The sequence below is a fragment of the Promicromonospora sp. MS192 genome, assembly GCF_049532985.1.
GTDB lineage: Bacteria > Actinomycetota > Actinomycetes > Actinomycetales > Cellulomonadaceae > Promicromonospora.
In genome coordinates this window covers 4,456,736-4,480,010 of record NZ_CP186693.1, presented here as the reverse complement: position 1 = coordinate 4,480,010, position 23,275 = coordinate 4,456,736, and the positions used below count along the sequence as shown (strand labels likewise).

The following is a 23,275-nucleotide window of genomic DNA, read 5'->3' as shown; positions in this document are numbered from 1 at the left end:
TTAATCGGAGCGACCTGCGCTTTCGCTGGTTTCCGTTGGTTCTGTCCAGGTATACATTGGGTGCAATACGGACATGAGTTGGACGTTTGTCCAAGAAACAATCCGCCTGACCTGCGAAAACTCTCCAGCGAAGGTGGGCATCAGCATGGAAGAAAATACCTAGTACCGTCCGGATGCATGGACCTCGGGAGGGTGATACCACTGTGGTCATCCGAGCCGAGAACTCGGCAAAAGAGAAATGCCGGACCCTCAGGAGCCCCCGTTGCCTCGTGCCACCGTTCGCACCTGCGCCCGCTGCGGCTGTGTTCTCAGCCGTTACAACTCCGAAGCTCGCTGCGCCGCGTGCCGGCGCACCGAGTCCGTTCCCGTGGTCTCGCTGCCCAGCGTGCCCACCCGTGTCTGGCAGGACGAAGCCGTCCGGTCAGCCCTCGCCGACTGGGACTTCGGCCAGGTCAGCAGGATGGTGCGCCAGCTCGTCCCGCTGCGCCAGGAGGACGTCGCGGCCCTGACCGGGCTGAGCCAGTCCTACCTGTCGATGCTGGAGTGCGGTGACCGCCGACTCACCGACGTCTCGCGAGTGGTCCAGTTCCTCACGGGGCTGGGCACGCCGCCGGACCTGGTGCGGCTGCCGCTGCCGGGCATCAGCCCGGCGCCCGACGCCGCCCCCGCACGTGCCGTCGCGTCCGGGCCGGTCACCGCCCCGCCGGTGTCGGTGACGCCGACGGCGCCCGACCCCGTCCTGCCGTGGACGGCGGACCGGATGCTGAGCGCGCTCCGTCTCGCCCACACCGCCGACACCGGTGCGGACCGCCCGGCGGCCGACGCCAACGGCCCCGTGACCGCCACGGCGACGAGCGAGGTCGCGGCGAACGAGACGCCGCGTCCGGCGTCGGGCATCGCGCTCAACTCGATGATCCAGCGCTGGGACGCCGAGCAGGCCGAGCCGCTGCGCCGCGCCTCGGCCGGCACCCGGGTGTCGCTCGAGCTGTGCGGGCACCTGCAGGGCACGCTCGACGAGCTGCGGGTCATGGACAAGGGCTCGGGCAGCGGGGCGGTGGCCGACCTGGCCCGCGCTCATCTCGCCCTGGTGGTCCGGGTGCTGGAGCGCAGCACGTACGACGAGGTGACGGGCCGCAAGCTCGCCGCCGTCGCCGCCGACACCGCCACCCAGGCGGGCTGGTTCGCGTTCGACGCGGGGCGGCCGGACGCGGCGCGTGCCTACATGCTCGCCGGCCTGCGTGCGGCGCACGCCGCGGCCGACGACCGGCTCGGCGCGGGGGCACTGTCGTACCTCGCGATCCACGGCTACTCCAGCGGCGACCCGCGGGACGCCGTGCGCGCCGCCGAGGCGGGCCGGCGCCGGATCGCCCGGCTCGACGCGCCCCACCTGGCGGCGACGCTGCTCACCCGGCAGGCGCGCGGCCACGCCGCCGCCGGCGAGGGCGAGGCGGCGCGCCGGGCCCTCGGTGAGGCGTCCGAGCTGTGCGCCCGCGGCCGCGGCGAGGACGACCCGCACTGGCTGTACTGGATGAACGAGGGCGAGATCCACGGCCAGTCCGGGTCGGCGCACCTCGCCCTCGGCAACACGGCACGTGCGGTCGAGAGCTTCGGCCACGCGATCCACGCGGAGCGCTCGGGCGAGCGTCGCACGCACGGCCTGTTCCTGAGCCGTGCCGCCCAGGCGCACGCCCGGGCCGGCGACCTCGACGCGGCCTGCGCCGTGGGCGAGGAGGCCGTCGCCATCGCGGAGACGGTGCAGTCGGCCCGTCTCCGCGAGCACCTGCGGGACCTGTCGGCGGACCTCCGTCGTGGTGGCTCCACCCGCCGGTCGGGTACCGGGACGCGCGTGCTGACCGAGCGGATCGCGGCAATCGCGTCGTGACCGTGCGGGCCACCCCCCGCGGTGCGTCCCGGGCCGGTGGGGCCAAGGCCCTCGTGCTCTGGGACATCGACCGGACGCTGGTCTACGTGGGCGAGGTGGATCGGACGGCCTACCGGGAGGCGTTCGCCGAGGTCGTGGGACGACCCGCCGAACGCCTCCCCGCCAAGGGCACCGGCGTCACGATGCCGCTCGCGATCCGCGGCCTCCTGGAGGACAACGGCGTGAGCGGGGCCCGGGCGGACGAGCTCCTGCCCCGCATGCTGGAGGCCGTGCCGCGCCGGTTCGAGGCGCACACGGAGGACGTCCGCCGGCTCGGCACCGTGCTCCCGGGGGCGATGCAGGCCCTCAAGGCGGTCGCCGCCGAGCCCGACCTCGTGGCGACGGTGGTGACCGGGAACCTCCGGGCGAACGCCCTGATCAAGCTCCGCGTCTTCGGCATGGACCGGTACGTGGACGCCGAGGTGGGCGGGTACTCGTCCGACGACGCGCACCGGCCGGCTCTCGTCGCGGTCGCACAGCGCCGCGCCCGCGACCGGTACGCCACGAGCTTCGACGCCACCACGACGGTGGTCGTGGGCGACTCCCTGGAGGACGTGCGCACCGGGGTCGAGGGCGGGGCGCGGGTGATCGCCGTGGCCTCGGGCACCACCCCGGCGGACCGGCTCGCCGAGGCGGGCGCCGACGTCGTGCTGCCGGACCTCACGGACGCAGCGCGTCTGCTCCAGGAGATCCGGGCGCTCACGGGGTGCACCGAGCCCGGGTGAGCCCCGCCGGACAACCGGTGGATGCAACCGGATCGAGGTGCGGGACCGACCGTTCGACGACATAGTGACTGCCGTCACATGTGGGTAGACTCTGCTTCTTCCCGCCATCGACGTTGCCGGCGGGGCGTATCAGCCTTGTGCTGGTCATGGGGGTACACACATTTCTGGGGGAGAACCCTCCGGAGCTCGTCGAGGAGGACGGATGCTCGAAGACGGCATTGTTTTCGGCGCAGGGAGCTACACCACGGTGGCGGTGATCGCCGTCATCGCGGCCGCTGCCCTCGGGTGCGCCTTCGTGCTGCGCCGCCAGGTGCTGGCCGCACCTGATGGGACCGCGAAGATGCAGGACATCGGCCAGGCCGTCCAGGAGGGCGCGTCCGCCTACCTGAGACGGCAGCTGCGCACCCTGGTGCTGTTCGCCGCGGTCGTGTTCGCGCTGCTCTTCCTGCTGCCGGGGGACGGGGGCGTGCGGGTCGGGCGTTCCGTCGCGTTCCTGTTCGGCGCCGGGTTCTCCGCAGCGATCGGCTACCTGGGCATGTGGCTCGCGGTGCGCGCCAACGTCCGCGTCGCCTCGGCCGCGACCCGGCCCGGCGGCCGGGCCGAGGGCGCCCGCATCGCCTTCCGCACCGGCGGCGTCGTCGGCATGTCCGTGGTGGGCCTGGGCCTGCTCGGCGCCGCGCTCGTCGTGCTCGTGTACGACGTCGACGCGCCCGCCGTGCTGGAGGGCTTCGGCTTCGGCGCCGCGCTGCTCGCCATGTTCATGCGCGTCGGCGGCGGCATCTTCACCAAGGCGGCCGACGTCGGCGCCGACCTGGTCGGCAAGGTCGAGCAGGGCATCCCCGAGGACGACCCGCGCAACGCGGCCACCATCGCGGACAACGTGGGCGACAACGTCGGCGACTGCGCCGGCATGGCGGCCGACCTCTTCGAGTCCTACGCCGTGACCCTCGTGGCCGCCCTCATCCTGGGCAAGGCCGCGATGGGCGAGGAGGGCCTCGTGTTCCCGCTGATCGTCACCGCGATCGGCGCGTTCGTCGCGCTGCTGGGCGTGTTCATCACCCGGGTGCGCGGGTCCGAGAGCGGGCTCGCCGCGATCAACCGCGGCTTCTACATCTCTGCCGTCGTGGGTGCCGTGCTTGCCGGGATCGCGGCCTTCGTGTACCTGCCGTCCTCGTTCGACCAGGTACCCGGCACCGCCGACCTGTCCGGGGTGACCGCCGACCCGCGCGTCGTGTCCGCGCTGGCCGTGCTCATCGGCGTGGTGCTCGCGGGCGTCATCCTGTGGGTGACGGGCTACTTCACCGGCACGGACAAGAAGCCGACGCTGCACGTGGCCGAGACCTCGCGGACCGGAGCGGCGACCGTGGTGCTCTCCGGCATCGGCGTGGGCTTCGAGTCGGCCGTGTACACGGCCGGCATCATCGCCGCGGCGATCTGCGGCGTGTTCCTGCTGGCCGGCGGCTCGGTGCCGCTCGCGCTGTTCCTCGTGGCCCTCGCCGGCTGCGGCCTGCTCACCACGGTGGGCGTCATCGTCGCCATGGACACGTTCGGGCCGGTCAGCGACAACGCGCAGGGCATCGCCGAGATGTCGGGCGACGTCGACGAGGAGGGCGCGCAGATCCTCACCGACCTGGACGCCGTCGGCAACACCACCAAGGCCATCACCAAGGGCATCGCCATCGCCACGGCCGTGCTGGCCGCGACCGCGCTGTTCGGCTCGTACGCCGACGCCGTGTCGCACGCGCTGGCGCAGGTCAGCAGCGTCGGCGGCGGGCTGGTGACGTCGATGCTCAGCTACGAGATCATCTCGCCGGTCACCCTGGTCGGCGTGATCCTGGGTGGCGCGACCGTGTTCCTGTTCTCCGGGCTCGCGATCGACGCCGTGACGCGCGCGGCCGGCGCCATCGTGTTCGAGGTGCGCCGCCAGTTCCGCGAGCACCCGGGCATCATGACGTTCGACGAGCGCCCCGAGTACGGCAAGGTCGTGGACATCTGCACCCGCGACTCGCTGCGCGAGCTGGTCACCCCGGGTCTGCTGGCCGCCTTCGCGCCCATCGCGGTGGGCTTCGGCCTCGGCGTCGGGCCGCTGGCCGGCTTCCTGGCCGGTGCGATCGGCTCGGGCGTGCTCATGGCCATCTTCCTGGCCAACTCGGGCGGGGCCTGGGACAACGCGAAGAAGATCGTCGAGGACGGCAAGTTCGGCGGCAAGGGTTCCGACGCACACGCCGCGACCGTCATCGGTGACACCGTGGGCGACCCGTTCAAGGACACCGCGGGCCCGGCCATCAACCCGCTCATCAAGGTGATGAACCTGGTGGCGCTGCTGATCGCCCCGGCGGTCGTGGCGATCAGCGTGCCCGAGGACGCCAACCACGCCCTCCGGATCGGCATCGCGCTGGTGGCCGCCGCCGTGGCGTTCGGCGCCGTGATCTGGTCCCGCGTGCGCGCGGGTCGTACGGACGCGGCCCAGCAGTCGGAGCAGGACCGGGCCTCGGCCACGGTCTAGGTCACAGCCAGTTCGGTAGGTTGCCCGACGGCCTGGCCGGCGTTCGGTCGGTTGCACCGAGATCGGTCCATCGATGGACCGATCTCGGTGCGACCGACCGAACGCATCAGTCGCGGGCCAGCATGTGGCCGAACTCGTGCGCCGTCTGCGGGCTCTACTGGGGGCTCTACTGGCCCACCCGGCCGTCGATGCACTCGCGGAGCAGGTCCGCGTGCCCCACGTGCCGTGCGTACTCCTCGACCATGTGCACCAGGATGTCGCGGACCGGGATCTCGTCCCCGCGCCGGGGCACCAGCCGGCCCAGGTCGTCCTCGGGCAGCGTCTCCAGCCAGGCGTCGGCGTCGCGCACCTCGCGCCGCCAGTCCTCCCACGCCTGGGCCACGACGGCCGGATCGGCCACCGCGTCCTCGAAGTCCACGTCGACGTCCGGCCGCGCCGGGTCGTGGTAGAGCGGGGGCAGGTCCTCGCCGCCACCCGCCAGCACCTCCTGGAACCACCCGCGCTCGACCTTGGCCAGGTGCCGCACCAGCCCGAGCAGGGAGAGCGTCGACGGCGGCACCGACCGGCGGGCCATCTGCTCGGCGTCGAGCCCCTCGCACTTCATCTCCAGCGTGATCCGGTAGTGCTTGAGGTAGTTCCAGAGGGTCTCCTTCTCACCCACCGGCTTGGCCAGCGCCTCGCGCGGATCGTCGTCCGGGTCCGCCCACATGTCGGGGTAGACGGTGGCCTGGCTCCAGCGCTCCGTTGTCATGTGGCCCAGTGGACGTCCGTGCCCGCGACCGGTCAACGGAATATGCGACCGCCGTCGGGCGAAGTGCGGCCGTATCCGGCAAAATGGGACACGCATACACCTCACCCGGGGTATGTGGAAAACCCGTTGCGACCGCTATCGTCTGCGGTGTTGTGCTATCGAGCGCCCTGCGGACGCAGGGTGCGGACGCCGACGCAGGAGCCCCCTCAGGGCAGACTCGGAGCAGGAGAAGGTCCCGTGAGTGCCGACACCGACCCGACCGAGGCCATACCTCAGGTCACGGCCGCGATGATCGCGAAGGCCGCGGCCCGGCGGCCCGCACCCTCCGACGTACCGCCGGCCGAGCCAGGCCGGGAGAGCACGCCGGACCGCACCCGGTCCGCGCAGCGCGCCCCGGAGCGGGAGACGGTGCCCGAGCAGCCGGCCGCGCCCGACGCCGAGCTCCCCGTCCGGTCGGGCCGGTCGTCGTTCACGTCCTCCGAGCCGTACGGCGACGGCCACACCGCGGCAGGCCACATCGCCGCCGCGCACCTGTCCTCGCTCGTCCAGATCCCCACGGTGTCGGCGGAGGACCCGGACGACGTCGACCACGAGGCCTTCGCCCGGCACCGGGCCGCGCTGGCGACGTTCTACCCCCGCGTGCACGCCCTGCAGAGCGAGCCGGTGGGCGAGCACGGCCTGCTGTTCCGGTGGCCCGGCAAGGGCCGTGAGGACGTGCTGCACCCCTTCCCGGTGGTCCTCATGGCGCACCAGGACGTGGCGCCGGTGCAGAGCGCCGACTGGGCGACCAACCCGTTCTCGGGCGAGATCCGGGACGGCGTCGTGCACGGCCGCGGCACGCTCGACGACAAGGGCAGCCTGGTCGCGGTGCTCGACGCCGTGGAGACGCTGCTCGGCGACGGCTTCGTGCCCGAGCGGGACGTCTGGCTCTTCTTCGGCGCGGACCAGGAGAGCGACGGGCAGTCCGCGGAGCGCGCCGTCCGGCGGCTGTACGAGCTGGGCGTGCGCCCGTGGCTCGTGCTCGACGGGGGCGGCGGGGTCGTGACCGATGCCGTCCCGGGCGTCGACCGCCAGGTGGCGATGGTCGGTGTCGCCGAGAAGGGTCTGGTCGGCGTGAACCTGTACACGACCGACGTCGGCGGCCATGCCGCGACCCCGGGCCGGCAGACCGCGACCGGGCGTCTCGCCCGCGCCGCGGCGCGCGTGAGCCGGTACCGGTTCGCCGCCCGCGTCGGTGCGCCCACGGTCACCATGCTGGAGCGGGTCTCGCCCGGCGCCAAGGGTTTCCGCGGCCTGCTGCTGCGGACGGCCACCCGGCTCGCCTCCGGGCCGCTGCGCACGGTCGCCGCGCGGATGATCGCGCGGGGCGGCCCCGAGGCGTCGGCCACGGTGCGCACGACGGTGGCGGTCACCGAGCTCGAGGGCAGCGTGGGACCGACCGTCGCGGCGTCGTCCGCCCGTGCGCGCCTCGACGTGCGGGTCGCGCTCGGTGACACGGTGGAGCGGACCGTGGCGCGGCTGCGCCGGGTGGTCCGGGACAACCAGGTCGAGATCGAGGTCGTGGCGAGCAGCGAGCCGAGCGAGGTGTCGCCGTCCGACGGTCAGCAGTTCGCGCTGCTGGGCGAGGCGGTCGGCGCCGCGTACCCGGACGCGCTCGTGGTGCCCTACGTGCAGCTCACCTCGTCCGACGCGCGGACCTTCACCCCGATCAGCGACCACGTCTACCGGTTCAGCCCGTTCGTGCTGACCGCCGAGCAGCGGCAGTCGGTGCACGGTGCGGGCGAGCGTCTGAGCGTGGATTCCCTGGGTCGCGGCGTGCATTTCTATCGTGAGGTGCTGCGCAAGATCCCGGGCTGACCTGGGCATTCAACAAATCGCCGAAATTGGACTAAGTTCTCCCTTTACATCGGTGAGGGGGACGTCCATGAGCAGCTCCGCAGTACCGCCCACGGTACCGGGTGGGTCGCGTGCGCCCGTGCACGTCAACGTCCACACCTACCCGGCGCAGCTCCAGTACCCGCCGCGGACGTACCTCCTGTTCTCGGTGCTGGTGACGATCTTCTGCTTCTTTCCCACGGGACTGGTCGCGCTCTTCAGCGCGATGCGCGTCAATGCCCTCTGGAAGGCGCAACAACACGACAAAGCACGCAAAGCGTCTCGGCGTGCGCGCAACTGGGGTCTGCTCACGCTCGCCATCGGCATCGTCGTCATGGTGCTCGTGGTGTTCTGGTCGAGCATCACCTACCTGAACCGGTAGCAACTTCACCCGCCCTTCGCCACGTATCACACGATTGCCCTTCCTGTCCTCCCAGAGGTTGCGGGTAAAGTTCGCGGCTATGAGTGCGACACGGCGCAAGGGCTCACGGGGTGGTCGTGCTGCGTCCCGCGCCGGCGGGCCTCCTGCGTCCAACGCGCTCACCTGGGCAGAGAGCCTCGCGTCCGGCGATCCCGCACCCGGCGCCAGCGCCCTGGAGTGGGCCGAGGGCCTCGCGGCGAAGGAGCCTGCCCCCAGCCCGTGGGGCAGCGCATCCGTCACGGCCACCGAGGCGCCTGCGACCGGCGACGACGGCGGCTCGCCCTGGGGTCCCGTCCCCGCACCGGCCGTCGCGGACCCGGAGGGGGAGTCCGACGCGAACCCCTGGGGTCCCGTCGCGGTCACGGAACCGCCGGTCGCACGCGGCCGCGGCAAGAGCTCCGGCGGCAAGGGCGGCAAGGCCCGGGGGCGGAGCAAGGGCAAGGGCGCCCGTTCCGGCGCCAAGGGCGCCCCCAAGAGCGACGCCGACGCCGCTCCCACCCCCGCCGGCGGCTTCCCGCTGAACGTCGGGCCGGTCGCCGACGTCGACGACGTACCGCCGCCCGCACCGGCCGAGGACGTCGACCCGGCGAGCCCGGACGTGCTGCCCGACCCGGCGGACGCCCCCGCCGGCCGGACCACCCCGAAGCCCGGCGCCGGGACCACGCGCCCCCGCGGCCGTCTCGACACCGCGCAGCAGAAGCGCATCAAGAGGACCCTGCGTCGTGGTCTGCCCCCGTTCCTGGACCGGCCCACGGTGCTCGTGTCGGCGGGTGTCGTCGCGGCCCTGCTGGGTCTGGGCACGGGCTGGGTGACGAGCCTGTCCTCGGGCGGCGGCCCGCTCTCGGCCGCGGACGCCGCGTCCTGCGCCCAGACCCAGATGGCGTGGACGCAGGCCGCCAACGCGCAGTCGGCGATGGTGGAGGACCAGCCCGAGACCCTGCGCAAGGGATTCATCAACGCCCGCAACGCCCTGGAGGGCGTGACGCCGCCCGAGGCCATCGCCGAGGACTGGGCCGTGGCGTTCACGTACTACTCGACCGTCGCGAACAACATCGAGAAGGTGAAGGCCGACGACGGCCCGGCGGTCACCTCCGCCGTCGGCGGCGCGCAGGAGGAGCTGGACACCCAGGCCATGGTGGCCGCGTCCCAGCGCGTGCAGGAGTACGTGGCGTCCAACTGCCAGGGCTGACGCGACCCGCACCGGCGGGTACGGGCAGGATGGGCCCGTGCAGCCTCCCTCGACCGACCCCGCCCTCGTCGCCTCGCTCCGCGCCGACCTGGGTTCCAGCTCCTACGACGTCGACGGCGTCGAGGACCTCCTCGGACCGCTCGCCGCCGCGGCACTGCACCGCGAGCAGCCGTTGCCGGCCCGGCGCGCCGTCGCCGGGGCGGTCGCCGGCGTCGCGCCGTCCGACCACGACCCGCGTGCCACCCTGGCCGCCCTCTTCCTCCTCGGCCTGCCCGTGCCGCGCGCCGCGCTCGACCGCGCGCTGCCCGCGACCGGCACGGCGGGCGCCGAGCGCCTCGGCCTGGTCGCGACCAGCGGCGCGGGGGATGACGACGAGGTGCGCGCCGTCGCGGACCTGCGTCCGTACTCCTCCGTCGACGCCGTCGGCGACGCCCGCTGGTGGCTGGCCTCCGACCTGGGCGAGCTGGCCACGGGCGGCCGCCTCGCCACCGACCACGTGCTCGGCGCTGGCGGGGCGTCGCTCACGCTCGCGCAGGTCACCGTGCGCGAGCCGACCGGACGGGTGCTCGACCTCGGCACCGGGTGCGGCATCCAGGCGCTGCATGCCGCCCGGCACGCCCGGCGGGTCGTCGCCACCGACATCTCGCGGCGCGCGCTCGCCTTCGCGGGGCTGAACGTGGCCCTCAACGCACCGTCCGGGGTGGACGTCGAGCTGCGGCAGGGGTCGATGCTGGAGCCGGTGGCCGGGGAGCGGTTCGACCTCGTGGTCTCCAACCCGCCGTTCGTCATCACGCCGCACGCGGGGGCCGCCGGACGGGCCGTCGCCGACGCGCTGGGCGACTACGAGTACCGCGACGGCGGCCGGGCGGGCGACGACCTGGTCCGCGACCTGGTCCTCGGCGTGGGCGGGGTGCTGGCGCCGGGCGGCGTGGCCCAGCTCCTCGGCAACTGGGAGCACCGGCGGGGTGAGCCCTGGGCCGAGCGGGTCGGCGCCTGGCTGGACCAGGCGGGGCTGGACGGCTGGATCATCCAGCGCGAGGTGCTCGACCCCGCCGAGTACGCCGAGACCTGGATCCGCGACGGCGGCACCACCCCCGACCGCGAGCCGGACGCCTGGGCGGCGGCGTACGGCGCGTGGCTCGACGACTTCGCGACCCGCGACGTCGAGGCGGTGGGCTTCGGGATCGTGACCCTGCGGCGCCCGGAGTCGGGGCGCCCCACGCTGCGCCGCCTGGAGGAGCACACGGGCTCCGTGCGCCAGCCGCTCGGTGCGCACATCGCGCGCAGCCTCGCGGGGCACGACTGGCTCGCGGCCCGCGACGACGCCACGCTCGCCGCGGCCCGCCTGGTCACCGCCGCCGACGTCACTGAGGAGCGGTACCTGACCCCCGGTGCGGCGGACCCGAACGTCGTGATCCTGCGGCAGGGTGACGGCCTGGGCCGTGGCGTCCAGGCGTCGAGCCCGTTGGCGGCACTGGTGGGCGCGTGCGACGGCGAGCTCACGGTGGGGCAGATCGTCGGCGCGCTCGCGGCGCTGTTCGAGGTGCCCGCGGACGCCCTGGCCGGAGAGCTGCTCCCGGCCGTCCGTGACCTGGTCCGGGACGGTTTCCTGGCGGGATGACGGCCCGTCGTCGGAACCCTCGTACCCGGCCGATCCGCGGTGGGACGCTCGTTTCCGGGACGTAACGGTCAGGCGTGTCCGCCGATAAATCTTGGCCGAAACCGAGACAACTGCGGACATGACAGTTATTTTCCAACGTGTGGAACTCGACATGCGGCACTTGAGGATGGTTGTCGCTGTTGCCGAGTCGGGCAGCGTCACGAAGGCGGCCGCTGCTCTCGGCATCGCGCAGCCGGCGTTGACCGCGCAGCTCAACCGCATCGACCGGTCGTTGGGCGGCACCGTGTTCGTCCGCGACCGGTTCGGTGCCCGCCCGACCGAGCTCGGGGAGCTGATCCTCCGGCACGCCCGGGTGCTCCTGCCGGCCATGGCTGCCCTCGCGGACGACGCCGAACGGCTCGTCAACGGCGACGTCGCGCGCGGGGAGACGGTGCGGGTGGGCATCACCGGCACGTCGCTGGGCGGGCTGTTCGTCAACCAGCTGCACATCGCGATCCCGGGCGCCCAGGTCACCACCGCCATGCCCCACCTGGCGGACGACGTGGCGTCCCGGCTCGCGCGCGGCACCATCGACGTCGGGCTGGTCGGCATGTGCTCCGACGTCTCGCCGCCGGCCGCCGTGGAGGTCGCCTGGACCCGGGTCTGCACCGACCCGATGTTCGTGCTCATCGACGAGCACCACCCGTACGCGGGCAAGCCCGAGGTCTCGCTCGCCGAGCTGGCCGAGGAGCAGTGGCTCTGCGTGCCGTCGCACGGCTGCCTGGAGGAGTGCTTCGTGTCGGCGTGCGTGCGCGCCGGGTTCACGCCCCGCGGCATGGGCGAGGCCGAGTGGACCACCGCCGTGGACCAGGTGCGGGCGGGCCGTGCGGTGGCGCTCGTGGAGCCCGGCCAGCTCGACCCGCCGGGAGTCGTGACGGTGCCGCTGGCGGGCGCGCCCCTGCGCCGTACCCACTACCTCGGCTGGCGGCACGACGCGGACCTGCGCGTGGACGTGGAGGCGGTCGAGGGCGCCGCGCACCGCGCCCACCGCGACGCCGTGCGCCGCAGCCCGCAGTACGAGCAGTGGCTGGCGATGTACGGGATGCTCGGCTGAGGCGAAGGTGGCACCGCAGGGTCGGCCGATTCACGACACGGCTGAGCTGACCCCGTACGTGGTTTGCCCTCCATAGGAAATATGTATGACCTGAGTGTGATCTGGGCGTGACGTCCAACTCCTCCTACGGTGAGCGGGCGGGTGAAAAATCACCTGCGGGTGGAACTTCACCCTCTTCGACCCGAGGAGTCGCTGGAGATGAGACGCACTTCCCTCCGGGGCGTCGCCGTGGCAACCGCCACCGTGGGCCTCTTTGCCGGCACCATCAACGCCGTCGCCGCCGCCGGTTCCACCGATGCGGGGTCCGCCGCGGGCTACGCGCCGGGCCTGGTCGCCGCGATGGAGCGCGACCTGGGCCTGAGCGCCGCCGAGGCCGTGGACCGGCTCGCGGTCCAGGAGGCCCTGGCCGACACGCAGCACAGCCTGGAGAAGTCGCTCGGTGCTTCGTACGGCGGCGCCTGGGTCGAGGGTGCGGACGCGCTGCACGTGGCCGTGACCGACGCCGCCGAGGCGGCCACCGTCCGTGCGGCCGGGGCCACCCCCGTCACCGTCGACAACTCGCTGACGGCGCTGGACGCCTGGACGGCGGACCTGGACGGCGCGCTGTCCTCCTCCGACGTGACCTCGTACCACGTGGACGTGGAGACCAACGAGATCGTCGTGGACGTGGTCGAGGGTGCCACCGCGGACGTCGCGGCCGCCGTCGCCGAGGCCGGTGTCCCGGCGTCGGCCGTGTCGCTCACCGAGGCCACGGAGCGTCCGCGGACCTTCGCCGACGTGATCGGCGGCGAGGCGTACTTCATCGACGGCAGCGCGCGCTGCTCGGTCGGCTTCGCGGTCACCGGCGGGTTCGTCTCGGCCGGCCACTGCGGTTCGGTGGGCTCGACGGCCAGCGAGCCGTCCGGCACGTTCGAGGTCTCGGAGTTCCCGGGCAGCGACTACAGCTACGTCTCGGTCGACTCGGACACCCCGGTCGGCGTGGTGGACGACTGGAACGGCGGCACGGTCGCCGTCGAGGGCTCCACGCCCGCCGCGGTCGGTGCGTCCGTCTGCCGCTCCGGTTCCACGACCGGCTGGCACTGCGGCACCATCGAGGCGCTCAACGCCACGGTGAACTACGCCGAGGGCACCGTCACGGGCCTCATCCAGACCGACGTCTGCGCGGAGCCGGGCGACTCGGGCGGCTCGCTGCTCGCCGGTTCGCAGGCCCAGGGCATGACCTCCGGGGGCAGCGGCAACTGCTCCTCCGGCGGCCAGACCTTCTTCCAGCCCGTCGGTGAGGTGCTGAGCGCCGCCGGGGTGGACCTGCTGACCAACTGACCGGCCCGTCGAGGTGCGGGTAGGGGCTTCCCCTACCCGCATCTCGGCATGTCCGCATATTCCCCCGATATGGCCTAAACGGTATCTGGGAGTTACCTGAAAGCGACCCTACGCTGTCCGGCACTGGGTGAATCCATTGCCCCGACGACAAGGAGTCGCTGGACATGAGACGCACATCCTTCAGAGCCGTCACGGTAGCCACCGCCGCCGCGACCCTCCTCGCCGCCAGCATCACCGCCGCCACCACCGGCACCGCGGCCGGAACCGACCAGTCCGAGACGTCCGGCTACGCGCCGGGCATGGTCGCCGCCATGGAGCGCGACCTCGGCCTCAGCACGGCGGAGGCGGTGGACCGCCTCCGGACCGACGAGGCGCTGTCCGCCACGCAGCACGCCATCGCGAAGTCCCTCGACTCGGGGTACGCGGGCGCATGGGTCGAGGGCGACGAGCTGTTCGTCGCCGTGACCGACAAGGCCGGGGCCGCCGAGGTCCGTGCCGCCGGTGCCACCGCCGTCACCGTCGGCCGGTCCCTGGACCGCCTCGACCGGCTCGCCACGCAGGCCTTCCGGGCCGCGCCGGAGGCGAAGGTCGCGGGCGCCTACGTGGACGTCGAGTCGAACTCGGTGGTCCTGGAGGTCGCCGAGGGCGCGACGGGTGCCGTCTCCGCCGCCGTGCGCGCCGCGGGCGTCCCCGCGAGCGCCGTCTCCGTGGTCGAGGTGACCGAGATGCCCCGCACGTTCATCAACGTGATCGGCGGCAACGCCTACTACATCGGCGGCGCCCGCTGCTCGGTCGGCTTCTCGGCCACCGGAGGCTTCGTCACCGCGGGCCACTGCGGCTCGCGCGGCGCCACGACCAGCCAGCCGAGCGGTACCTTCCAGGTGTCCTCGTTCCCCGGCAACGACTACGCCTACGTCAGCACGGGCAGCGACGACACCCCGGTCGGCGCCGTGAACAACTACAGCGGCGGCACCGTCAACGTCGCGGGCTCGACGGCGGCCGCCGTCGGCGCCACGGTCTGCCGGTCCGGCTCCACCACGGGCTGGCACTGTGGCACCATCCAGGCCCTGAACGCCTCGGTCACCTACGCCGAGGGCACCGTGACCGGCCTCATCCGCACCAACGTCTGCGCCGAGCCGGGCGACTCCGGCGGCTCGCTCCTGGCCGGTACGCAGGCCCAGGGCATGACCTCCGGCGGCAGCGGCAACTGCTCCTCCGGTGGCACCACGTACTTCCAGCCGGTGAACGAGGCGCTCAGCGCCGCGGGCGTCTCGCTGGTCACGGGCGGCGGCGGGACCACCCCGCCCGCCGGCTGCACGGGCTACGAGTCGGCGTTCAGCGGCTCGCTGAGCTCGGGCGGGCAGGCGGCGGAGCCGGGCACCACCGGGTTCTCCGCGCTGAGCGGCACCATCACGGGCTGCCTCGACGGCCCGAGCGGCACGGACTTCGACCTCTACCTGCAGAAGTCCAGCAGCGGCTCGTGGGTCACCGTGGCGCAGGGCATCACGGCGTCGCCCGACGAGACCGTGACCTACTCGGGCACGTCCGGGACCTACCGCTGGGTCGTGGACGCGTACTCGGGCTCGGGCTCGTACACGGGTGGCTGGTCGACCAACCCGTGACCGGATGACGTGCCGGGTGTGCGGGTCGTCCCGACCCGCGCACCCGGCACGTCAGGGCCGGGCCGTGGACTGGCGCACCAGCAGGAGGGCCGCGAACGAGGCCAGGGTGACCGCCGTCACCCCGAGCATGCCGCCCATGTAGGCCGTGAGGTCGCCGCCCAGCGGCAGCCCCCAGCCGTAGCCCCGCACGCTCCCGAGCGCGCCGACGGCGAGGACGCCGCTCCCCGCCGCGCCGAGCAGCAGGAGCCCCGCGGTGCCCGACGTCCCGGCCCCCGTGCCGGTGCGCGGCTCGTCGAGCGAGGAGGACGAGCTCAGGGCGCAGACCCCGGCGCCCCAGGCGAGCACCACGAGGACGGCGGCGACGACGTCGGACGGCCGGTGCCACTGCCCGACGAGCGTCGACACCCCCGTGGCCCCCGTGTAGGCGGCGCCGGCCACCGCGACGAGCGGGCGCCAGCGCCGGGGCACCGCGATCAGGAGGCCCGCCGCGACCGACGCGGCGACGGTCGTGTGCCCGCTCGGCAGCGTGTTCACGTCGGCGCGGGCGACGTCGAGCAGGGCCGGACGGTCGAGCACCACGTGCTTGAGCACCTGCGTGGTGAGGTTCGAGCCGGCCACCAGGACGGCGACCTGCGCCGCGAGCCACCAGCGCCCGCGCACCAGCGCGAGCACGACGGCGGCGGCCAGGCCGAGCCCCACGAACGTGTTGGACACCACACCGAGCACCGGCTCGGCGAGCTCCCAGAGCACACCCTGGCCGCGTGCCGCACCCTCCAGCGCGAGCTGGTCGGCGTACTGGCCCCGCCCCGAGACGACGAAGGTGTCCCAGGTGGCCCACACGCCCCAGGCGGCCAGGACGGCGACCACCGCGGCCGTCACGAGCGGTCCGGTCCGGGGCCGCAGCCTCGGCCCGCGCGCCGGCATCGGGTGCCCGCTGGCGACGGCGGGCGCCGGGCGCGGTCCGCCCGGCGGCGGAAGGGTACGGTCCGTCATGGAGCCACCGTAGAGGACCGGCCTGGAGAGACCGTGTGCCTGGTGTGAGGCTCCGCGGTCGTCATGCCGTAGGTGAAAATCACCACGGTCATGTGAAACCGCCGGGCAACCGGATCTCGGCCGGATAGGGTGCGATCCGTCGCGCCTGGCGTACCGTGAACTCTCCAACGCCACTCGGCGCTCAACCCCCAGACCCCGCAGGAAGCAGGCAGGACCGGATGTCCCAGGCACGCAAGCTCGTGATCGTGGAGTCGCCCACGAAGGCTCGAAAGATCCAGAGCTATCTCGGCGACGACTACGAGGTCGAGGCGAGCGTCGGCCACATCCGTGACCTCCCGCAGCCGAAGGACCTGCCCACGGAGATGAAGAAGGGGCCCTACGGCAAGTTCGCCGTGGACGTCGACAACGGGTTCGACCCGTACTACGTGGTGCACGCCGACAAGAAGAAGAAGGTCAGCGAGCTCAAGAAGGCCCTCAAGGACGCCGACGAGCTCTTCCTCGCCACCGACGAGGACCGCGAGGGCGAGGCCATCGCGTGGCACCTGATCCAGGAGCTCAAGCCCAAGGTCCCGGTCAAGCGCATGGTGTTCCACGAGATCACCCGGGACGCGATCCTCCGGGCGCTGGAGAACACGCGCGAGCTGGACCAGGACCTCGTCGACGCGCAGGAGACCCGGCGCATCCTGGACCGCCTGTACGGCTACGAGGTCTCGCCCGTGCTGTGGCGCAAGGTGCGCCAGGGCCTGTCCGCGGGCCGCGTGCAGTCGGTGGCGACCCGCCTCGTGGTGGAGCGCGAGCGGGAGCGCATGGCGTTCGTGCCCGCCGACTACTGGGACGTGGCGGGCACCTTCGCGGTGGCGGACGACGGCCAGCCCTCCTTCCGCGCGCGGCTCACCCAGCTCGCCGGTGACAAGGTCGCCTCCGGCCGCGACTTCGACGACCGGGGCCGGCTCAAGGTCCGCACCGGTGTGGTGCAGCTCGACGAGGCGACGGCGAACGCCGTCGTCGCCGGGCTCGAGGCCGCCGACTTCTCGGTGCGCAGCCTGGAGACCAAGCCCTACACGCGGCGTCCGGCCGCGCCGTTCACCACCTCGACCATGCAGCAGGAGGCGGGCCGCAAGCTGCGCATGTCGTCGCGGCAGGCGATGCGCACCGCGCAGGCCCTGTACGAGAACGGCTACATCACCTACATGCGTACCGACAGCCCGTCGCTGTCGAAGGAGGCCACCGACGCCGCCCGCCGCCAGGCCGCGGAGCTGTACGGCCCCGAGTACGTGCCGGGCGCCCCCCGGCTGTACCAGTCCAAGTCGAAGGGCGCCCAGGAGGCGCACGAGGCGATCCGCCCGGCGGGCGACTCGTTCCGCACCCCGGCCCAGGTCGCCGGCGAGCTCAGCGGCGACCAGTTCCGCCTGTACGAGCTGATCTGGAAGCGCACCGTCGCCTCCCAGATGGCCGACGCCAAGGGATCGACGGCGTCCGTGCGGCTCGGCGCCGTCGTCGTGGGCGGTCCGCGGGACGGCCAGGAGGCGGTGTTCTCGGCGTCGGGCACGGTCATCACCTTCCGCGGCTTCCTGGCCGCGTACGAGGAGGGCGCCGACGCCGACAGCGAGAGCGAGGGTGCCGCGGCGGCGAAGGAGACCCGCCTGCCCACCATGGCCGAGGGCGACGCGCTGACCGGCACCGACCTCGCGGCCGACGGGCACTCCACGACGCCGCCCGCCCGGTACACCGAGGCGTCGCTGGTCAAGGCGCTGGAGGAGCGGGGCATCGGCCGCCCGTCCACGTACGCCGCCACGATCTCGACGATCCAGGACCGCGGCTACGTCATCACGCGCGGTCAGGCGCTGGTGCCGACGTGGCTCGCGTTCGCCGTCGTACGCCTGCTGGAGGAGCACTTCGACCGGCTGGTCGACTACGACTTCACGGCCACCATGGAGGCCGACCTCGACCAGATCGCCGCCGGGTCGCGCGAGCGGGTGGCGTGGCTCAAGGAGTTCTACTTCGGCGAGGCCCCCGGCAACCTCGGCACGTCCGACCAGCTCGGCGTGGACAGCGACGGCGGCGGTCTGCGCGCCCTCGTGGAGAACCTCGGGGAGATCGACGCGGCCGCGATCAACTCGGTGGACATCGGCGAGGGCATCCGTGTCCGCGTGGGCCGGTACGGCCCGTACGTCGAGGACCTCTCGGCCGAGGTGGAGGAGGGCAAGAACCCGCCCCGCGCCTCGGTGCCGGACGACGTCGCGCCCGACGAGCTGACCGTCGAGCGGGCGCGCGAGCTACTGGCGGCCGGCGCCGACGACGGCCGCGTGCTCGGCGTGCACCCCGAGACGGGCAACCCCGTCGTCGCGAAGAACGGCCGGTACGGCCCGTACGTGACGGAGCAGCTGCCCGAGCCGGACCTCGACCCGGACCTGTCGGCCGCGGCGAAGAAGCGTGCGCTGGCCGCGCTGCCCAAGCCGAGGACGGCGTCGCTGCTCAAGACGCAGTCGCTGGACTCGGTGACGCTGGAGGACGCCCTGCAGCTCATGTCGCTGCCGCGGGTGGTGGGCGTGGACCCGGAGTCGGGCGACGAGATCACCGCCCAGAACGGCCGCTACGGGCCCTACCTCAAGAAGGGCACGGACTCGCGGACGCTCCCGACCGAGGAGGCCATCTTCACGGTCACCCTGGACGAGGCGCTCGAGATCTACAAGCAGCCGAAGCGCGGCCGGGGCCGCACGGCCACGCCGCCGCTGCGCGAGCTCGGCGACGACCCGAACAGCGGCAAGCCGATCCAGGTCAAGGACGGCCGCTTCGGGCCGTACGTGACCGACGGCGAGACCAACCGCACCCTGCCGCGCGACCTGACGCCGGAGACGGTCACCGCCGAGCGTGCGATCGAGCTGCTCGCCGAGAAGCGCGCCCAGGGCCCGGCGAAGAAGCGCACGACCCGCTCGACGGCGGCCAAGAAGCCTGCGGCGAAGACGGCCGCCAAGAAGCCGGCCACCAAGAAGGCGTCGAGCGCCAAGAAGTGAGCCGTGCCGGACGTGGTGACCACCACGTCCGGCACGACGGCGGGCGTGGCCGCCGTGGCGGGCGCACGATGAGTGCATGGACGCCGACAACCAGAGCATCACCCCGATGACCGAGGACGAGTGCTGGGAGTTCCTCGCCATGCAGCCCATCGGCCGCCTGGCCACCGCGGTGGGCGGCGAGCCGGAGATCTTCCCGCTGAACTTCGCCGTCGCGGACCGGAACCTGTACTTCCACACGATCCCGGGCACCAAGGTCGCCGAGGTGGCGATCAACGGGAAGGTGGCCTTCGAGGTGGACCAGTGGGGTCCCGAGATCGCGTACAGCGTGGTGGTCAAGGGCACGGCGGAGATCCTCGAGACGGACGCCGACATCGCGTCCGCCGAGGCCACCAACCTCATCAGCTATCTGGAGGAGACCCGGGACACGTGGGTGCGGATCACGCCCTCGCACGTGACCGGTCGCCGGCTGCGCCGCTGACCCGAGGCCGCGGCAGGTCGATGTCGGTGGCCGCGGTTAGTGTTGCGGCGTGAACGCACCGGGCTACTTCATCTCCTTCGAGGGCGGCGAGGGTGTCGGCAAGTCGACCCAGTCCCGCCTCCTCGGCGACTGGCTGGCCGGCCTGACCGGCCGTGAGGTCGTGCTGACGCGCGAGCCCGGAGGCACCGCGCTCGGCCAGGAGCTGCGGGCCGCCGTCATGCACGGGCAGGACATGGGGCCGCGCGCCGAGGCGCTCATCTACGCGGCCGACCGCGCCCACCACGTCGACACCGTGGTGCGGCCCGCGCTGGAGCGCGGCGGGGTCGTGATCACCGACCGCTACATCGACTCGTCGGTGGCGTACCAGTCGGGCGGGCGGGACCTGCCCGGCCACGAGGTGGAGCACATCTCGCTGTGGGCCACCCGCGGCCTGCGCCCGGACGTCACGGTGCTGCTGGACCTCGAACCCGGGGCGGCCGCCGAGCGGCGGGCCGCCGCCGAGGGCAAGGGTGCGCTCGACCGGCTGGAGCGTGCGGGCCTGGAGTTCCACACGCGCGTCCGGGACACCTTCCTCCAGCGCGCGGCGGCCGACCCGGACCACTGGGTGGTCATCGACGCGGCCGCGCCGATCGACGACATCCAGGCGCAGATCCGCGTGGACGTCGCCGCCCGGCTGGGGCTCACGCCGGTCGTCGTCGAGGCCACCGGCATCCACGGCCTGGGCAGCGAGGATCCCTCCGGGGACCGTGACGGCGAGGGCGCGTCATGACGGTGTGGGACGACGTCGTCGGGCAGGAGACCGCCGTGGCCACGCTCCAGGGCGCCGTGGCCAACCCGGCCGCGATGACGCACGCGTGGCTGGTGACGGGGCCGCCGGGCTCGGGCCGGTCGGTCGCCGCGCGCGCCTTCGCCGCGGCCCTCCAGTGCCCGCAGGGCGGGTGCGGCGTCTGCCAGGCCTGCACCACCACCATGGCGGGCACCCATCCCGACGTGACGCTGCTGGCCACCGAGAAGGTGGTCATCACGATCGACGAGGTGCGCGACCTCATCATGACGGCGTCGCGGTCGCCGTCCGGCGGCCGGTGGCGCGTGATCATCATCGAGGACGCCGACCGCATGGCCGAGCGCACCACCAACGTGCTGCTGAAGACCATCGAGGAGCCGCCGCCGCACACGGTGTGGGTGCTGTGCGCGCCGTCGGTCCAGGACGTGCTGCCGACCATCCGCTCGCGGTGCCGCGGCGTGGTGCTGCGCGTGCCGCCGCCGCAGGCCGTGGCCGACCTGCTGGTCCGCCGGGACGGCGCCGACCCGGCGACCGCGCTGAGCGCCGCCCGCGCCGCGCAGAGCCACGTCGGGCTCGCCAAGCGCCTGGCCCGTGACGCCGGCGCGCGCGAGCGACGCACGGCCGTCCTGAGCATCGCGCGCCGCATCCGGGGCGTCGGCGACGCCGTGCTCGCCGCGGGCGAGCTCGTCGACGTGGCCAAGGCAGAGGCCACCTCGGCCACCCAGGAGCGGGACGCCGCCGAGAAGGCCGAGCTGCTGCGCACCCTGGGCGTGGCCGACGGCGAGACGCTGCCCCCGCGCCTGCGCTCGCAGCTCAAGCAGCTCGAGGACGACCAGAAGCGGCGCGCCACGCGGCACCAGCGCGACGTGCTCGACCGGGCGATGGTCGACCTGCTGTCCCTGTACCGCGACGTGCTGGTGGTCCAGCTCGGCGCGGACGTCGAGCTGGTCAACGCCGAGCTCGCCGAGACGGTGCGCTCCCTGGCCGCCGACTCCACCCCGGAGCAGACCGTGCGGCGCATGGACGCGATCGGCGTGGCCCGCACGCGTCTGGGCGGCAACGTGGCGCCGCTCCTCGCGCTGGAGGCGATGGCGATCGCGCTGCGCCCGCAGGGATGACCCGTGGTCCTGTGAAGATTTGGCGCGGGTGACGCCGAACCACCGAGGCGCATTGTCCTGATTGCCGTCCCTGGTTAGAGTGCGGGGCGCCCCCAGAGCCTTTTCCGTGCGACAAGGAGTCCACCGTCCGATGAGGATCCTCCTGCTGGTTTCTGCCTTCAACGGTCTTACCCAGCGGGTGTGGTGCTCCCTGCGGGAACAGGGCCACGACGTGGGCGTCGAGCTCGCCCCGACCTTCGAGTCGGGCGCCGCCATGACCCGCGCCGTGGAGCGGGCCGACCCGGACCTGATCCTGTGCCCGTTCCTCAAGCACCGGGTGCCCGACACGATCTACGACCGGTGGCCGACCGTCATCGTGCACCCGGGCCCGGTGGGCGACCGCGGCCCATCGTCCCTGGACCACGCGATCCGGGACGGCCGCGACCGGTGGGGCGTCACCGCGCTGTCGGCGGTCGAGGAGCTGGACGCGGGTCCCGTGTGGGCCACCGCCGTCTTCGACATGCCGGACGAGCCCATCACCAAGAGCGCGCTCTACAACAGCCGCGTCGCGGACGCGGCCATGGCCTGTATCGGCGAGGTGGTCCGCAAGGTCGCCGACGGCGAGCGGCCCATCCCGGCGGAGGCCTGCCTGCGGATCGTGCCGGTCGACGGTGAGCTGCCCCTGCTGCGCCGCGAGGACTTCCGCGTGGACTGGAACCGCCCCGCGACCGAGCTGGAACGCCTTGTGGCCGCGGCCGACGGCGCCCCCGGCGCCCCCGCGACCGTGAACGGCCGCTCGGTCTGCGTGTTCGACGCCGTCGCCTCGCCCGAGCACACCGGCGCCCAGCCCGGCACCGTGGTGGGCCGCAACCTCGACGCCGTGGCGATCGCCTGCGGCGTGGGCACGCTCTGGGTCGGGTACGCCGCCGAGCTGAGCGGCCGTCGCGGCCCGAAGCTCCCGGCCGCGCAGGTCATCGACGCGAGCCACGCGCCCTTCCGCCGCGTCCCCGACGCCCTGGCGGAGACCACCTACGTGCGCGACGGCGCCGTCGGGTACCTGACGATCCGCTCCTACAACGGGGCGATGTACACCGAGCAGTGCCGTCGCCTGACGAGCGCCGTGGAGAAGGCCCTCACCGAGGACACCCGGGTGCTGGTGATCAAGGGCACCGAGCACGCGTTCTCCAACGGGATCCACCTCGGCACGGTCGACGCGTCGCCCGACCCGGCCGCCGAGGCCTGGGACAACATCTGCGCCATCGACGAGCTGTGCCTCGCCATCGCGACCGCGGAGCAGCTCACGGTGGCCGCGTTCACGGCCAACGCGGGCGCGGGCGGCGTGATGGCGGGCCTGTGCGCCGACGTCACCCTCGCCCGCGAGGGCGTCGTCCTGAACCCCTACTACGACATGGGGATCTACGGGTCGGAGCTGCACTCCTGGAGCGTCCCGGCACGGGTGGGCGAGCACCGCGCCTCGCTGCTGCTGAACCGCAAGCTGCCGATCTCGGTGGCGGAGGCGGCCCGCATCGGGCTGATCAGCGCCGTCGGGCCGCGGGAGTGGGGCGAGTTCAACTCCTGGCTGGCCTCGGCCGCCCAGGGCTACGAGGAGCCCGCGACGCTCGGCTGGATGCTCGCCGCCCGCGCGGAGCGCCGGGCCACGGACCGCCCGCTGTCGTACTACCAGACCATCGAGCTGGCCGAGATGGCGCGCGACTTCTTCGACGACCGCAACGCCTTCTCCGTCCACCGCCGGGCCTTCCTCCGCAAGACGCCCGCGGACGCCACCCCGGAGAAGCTGCGCTTCTCGACGGCGCGCGTGTGAGCCGCTGACCACCGGACGCCTCCGACCGCACGTGCAAGGAGTG

Annotated in this window: 17 protein-coding genes; 15 read left to right on the top strand and 2 right to left on the bottom strand. The window is 73.2% G+C overall.

The window, feature by feature from the left end; translation table 11 throughout:
- Positions 1–385 precede the first annotated feature (385 nt).
- From ACO229_RS20030 to ACO229_RS20020, 3 genes are all read left to right on the top strand, one after another.
- On the top strand, positions 386–1,882 hold the full coding sequence (locus tag ACO229_RS20030; protein ID WP_397418151.1) for a helix-turn-helix domain-containing protein: 1,497 nt from the start codon (positions 386–388) through the stop codon (positions 1,880–1,882).
- 2 nt (positions 1,883–1,884) lie between these two features.
- Positions 1,885–2,646: an HAD family hydrolase gene (locus ACO229_RS20025; RefSeq protein WP_397418153.1), complete on the top strand. Its 762-nt coding sequence runs from the start codon at positions 1,885–1,887 to the stop codon at positions 2,644–2,646.
- A gap of 202 nt (positions 2,647–2,848) precedes the next feature.
- Entirely contained in the window at positions 2,849–5,152 is a 2,304-nt protein-coding gene (locus tag ACO229_RS20020; protein ID WP_423462569.1) for a sodium-translocating pyrophosphatase, read from the top strand.
- Positions 5,153–5,318: 166 nt separating this feature from the next.
- Here the strand turns inward: ACO229_RS20020 and ACO229_RS20015 are convergent, their stop codons facing one another.
- The gene (locus ACO229_RS20015) at positions 5,319–5,903 is read right to left on the bottom strand and encodes a DinB family protein (RefSeq protein ID WP_397429508.1); all 585 of its coding nucleotides are present in this window, start codon (positions 5,901–5,903) and stop codon (positions 5,319–5,321) included.
- Between the two features lie 237 nt (positions 5,904–6,140).
- Here ACO229_RS20015 and ACO229_RS20010 point away from each other — a divergent pair, with 237 nt between their 5' ends.
- The 7 genes from ACO229_RS20010 to ACO229_RS19980 all read left to right on the top strand — a co-directional run bounded on the left by ACO229_RS20010 (position 6,141) and on the right by ACO229_RS19980 (position 15,044).
- Entirely contained in the window at positions 6,141–7,760 is a 1,620-nt protein-coding gene (locus ACO229_RS20010; RefSeq protein WP_423462568.1) for a M20/M25/M40 family metallo-hydrolase, read from the top strand.
- Positions 7,761–7,827: 67 nt separating this feature from the next.
- Entirely contained in the window at positions 7,828–8,160 is a 333-nt protein-coding gene (locus ACO229_RS20005; protein ID WP_397418164.1) for a CD225/dispanin family protein, read from the top strand.
- Positions 8,161–8,239: 79 nt separating this feature from the next.
- Positions 8,240–9,388 carry a hypothetical protein gene (locus ACO229_RS20000; protein WP_423462567.1) on the top strand — a complete coding sequence of 383 codons (1,149 nt, stop codon included), beginning with the start codon at positions 8,240–8,242 and terminating at the stop codon, positions 9,386–9,388.
- 37 nt (positions 9,389–9,425) lie between these two features.
- A complete protein-coding gene (locus ACO229_RS19995) occupies positions 9,426–11,009 on the top strand; it encodes a DUF7059 domain-containing protein (RefSeq protein ID WP_397429511.1) in 1,584 nt (527 codons plus the stop codon).
- A 118-nt stretch (positions 11,010–11,127) separates the two neighbouring features.
- A complete protein-coding gene (locus tag ACO229_RS19990) occupies positions 11,128–12,102 on the top strand; it encodes a LysR family transcriptional regulator (RefSeq protein ID WP_423462566.1) in 975 nt (324 codons plus the stop codon).
- A 198-nt stretch (positions 12,103–12,300) separates the two neighbouring features.
- Positions 12,301–13,422, top strand: a complete 1,122-nt coding sequence (locus ACO229_RS19985; RefSeq protein ID WP_397429512.1) for a S1 family peptidase — start codon at positions 12,301–12,303, stop codon at positions 13,420–13,422.
- 164 nt (positions 13,423–13,586) lie between these two features.
- Positions 13,587–15,044, top strand: coding sequence for a S1 family peptidase (locus ACO229_RS19980; RefSeq protein WP_397429513.1), 1,458 nt, complete (start codon positions 13,587–13,589; stop codon positions 15,042–15,044).
- Positions 15,045–15,095: 51 nt separating this feature from the next.
- On the opposite strand, the gene ACO229_RS19975 is transcribed toward ACO229_RS19980, so the two are convergent.
- Positions 15,096–16,037, bottom strand: a complete 942-nt coding sequence (locus ACO229_RS19975; RefSeq protein ID WP_423462565.1) for a phosphatase PAP2 family protein — start codon at positions 16,035–16,037, stop codon at positions 15,096–15,098.
- A 218-nt stretch (positions 16,038–16,255) separates the two neighbouring features.
- Between ACO229_RS19975 and topA the strand changes: the two genes are divergently transcribed.
- The 5 genes from topA (at position 16,256) to ACO229_RS19950 (ending at position 23,232) form a co-directional block, all read left to right on the top strand.
- Positions 16,256–19,051 (top strand): type I DNA topoisomerase, encoded by a 2,796-nt coding sequence (gene topA / locus ACO229_RS19970; protein WP_397418182.1) that lies wholly within the window; start codon positions 16,256–16,258, stop codon positions 19,049–19,051.
- Positions 19,052–19,127: 76 nt separating this feature from the next.
- The gene (locus ACO229_RS19965; protein WP_397433192.1) at positions 19,128–19,529 is read left to right on the top strand and encodes a pyridoxamine 5'-phosphate oxidase family protein; all 402 of its coding nucleotides are present in this window, start codon (positions 19,128–19,130) and stop codon (positions 19,527–19,529) included.
- 49 nt (positions 19,530–19,578) lie between these two features.
- Positions 19,579–20,298 carry a dTMP kinase gene (gene tmk, locus ACO229_RS19960; protein ID WP_397433194.1) on the top strand — a complete coding sequence of 240 codons (720 nt, stop codon included), beginning with the start codon at positions 19,579–19,581 and terminating at the stop codon, positions 20,296–20,298.
- Positions 20,295–21,431, top strand: a complete 1,137-nt coding sequence (locus tag ACO229_RS19955) for a DNA polymerase III subunit delta' (RefSeq protein ID WP_397413798.1) — start codon at positions 20,295–20,297, stop codon at positions 21,429–21,431. The genes tmk and ACO229_RS19955 overlap by 4 nt, the downstream gene beginning before the upstream one ends.
- 130 nt (positions 21,432–21,561) lie before the next feature.
- On the top strand, positions 21,562–23,232 hold the full coding sequence (locus tag ACO229_RS19950; protein ID WP_397413800.1) for an enoyl-CoA hydratase-related protein: 1,671 nt from the start codon (positions 21,562–21,564) through the stop codon (positions 23,230–23,232).
- Positions 23,233–23,275 lie beyond the last annotated feature (43 nt).

What these genes read in the sequence shown, in the direction of transcription:
- ACO229_RS19980 (WP_397429513.1), top strand. Translation starts at nt 13,587, where the DNA reads ATGAGACGCACATCCTTCAGAGCCGTCACGGTAGCCACCGCCGCCGCG.
- ACO229_RS20000 (WP_423462567.1), top strand. Translation starts at nt 8,240, where the DNA reads ATGAGTGCGACACGGCGCAAGGGCTCACGGGGTGGTCGTGCTGCGTCC.
- ACO229_RS19975 (WP_423462565.1), bottom strand. Translation starts at nt 16,037, where the DNA reads ATGACGGACCGTACCCTTCCGCCGCCGGGCGGACCGCGCCCGGCGCCC.
- ACO229_RS19955 (WP_397413798.1), top strand. Translation starts at nt 20,295, where the DNA reads ATGACGGTGTGGGACGACGTCGTCGGGCAGGAGACCGCCGTGGCCACG.
- ACO229_RS20020 (WP_423462569.1), top strand. Translation starts at nt 2,849, where the DNA reads ATGCTCGAAGACGGCATTGTTTTCGGCGCAGGGAGCTACACCACGGTG.
- topA (WP_397418182.1), top strand. Translation starts at nt 16,256, where the DNA reads ATGTCCCAGGCACGCAAGCTCGTGATCGTGGAGTCGCCCACGAAGGCT.
- ACO229_RS19965 (WP_397433192.1), top strand. Translation starts at nt 19,128, where the DNA reads ATGGACGCCGACAACCAGAGCATCACCCCGATGACCGAGGACGAGTGC.
- ACO229_RS19985 (WP_397429512.1), top strand. Translation starts at nt 12,301, where the DNA reads ATGAGACGCACTTCCCTCCGGGGCGTCGCCGTGGCAACCGCCACCGTG.
- ACO229_RS20015 (WP_397429508.1), bottom strand. Translation starts at nt 5,903, where the DNA reads ATGACAACGGAGCGCTGGAGCCAGGCCACCGTCTACCCCGACATGTGG.
- ACO229_RS20005 (WP_397418164.1), top strand. Translation starts at nt 7,828, where the DNA reads ATGAGCAGCTCCGCAGTACCGCCCACGGTACCGGGTGGGTCGCGTGCG.
- ACO229_RS19990 (WP_423462566.1), top strand. Translation starts at nt 11,128, where the DNA reads ATGACAGTTATTTTCCAACGTGTGGAACTCGACATGCGGCACTTGAGG.
- ACO229_RS19950 (WP_397413800.1), top strand. Translation starts at nt 21,562, where the DNA reads ATGAGGATCCTCCTGCTGGTTTCTGCCTTCAACGGTCTTACCCAGCGG.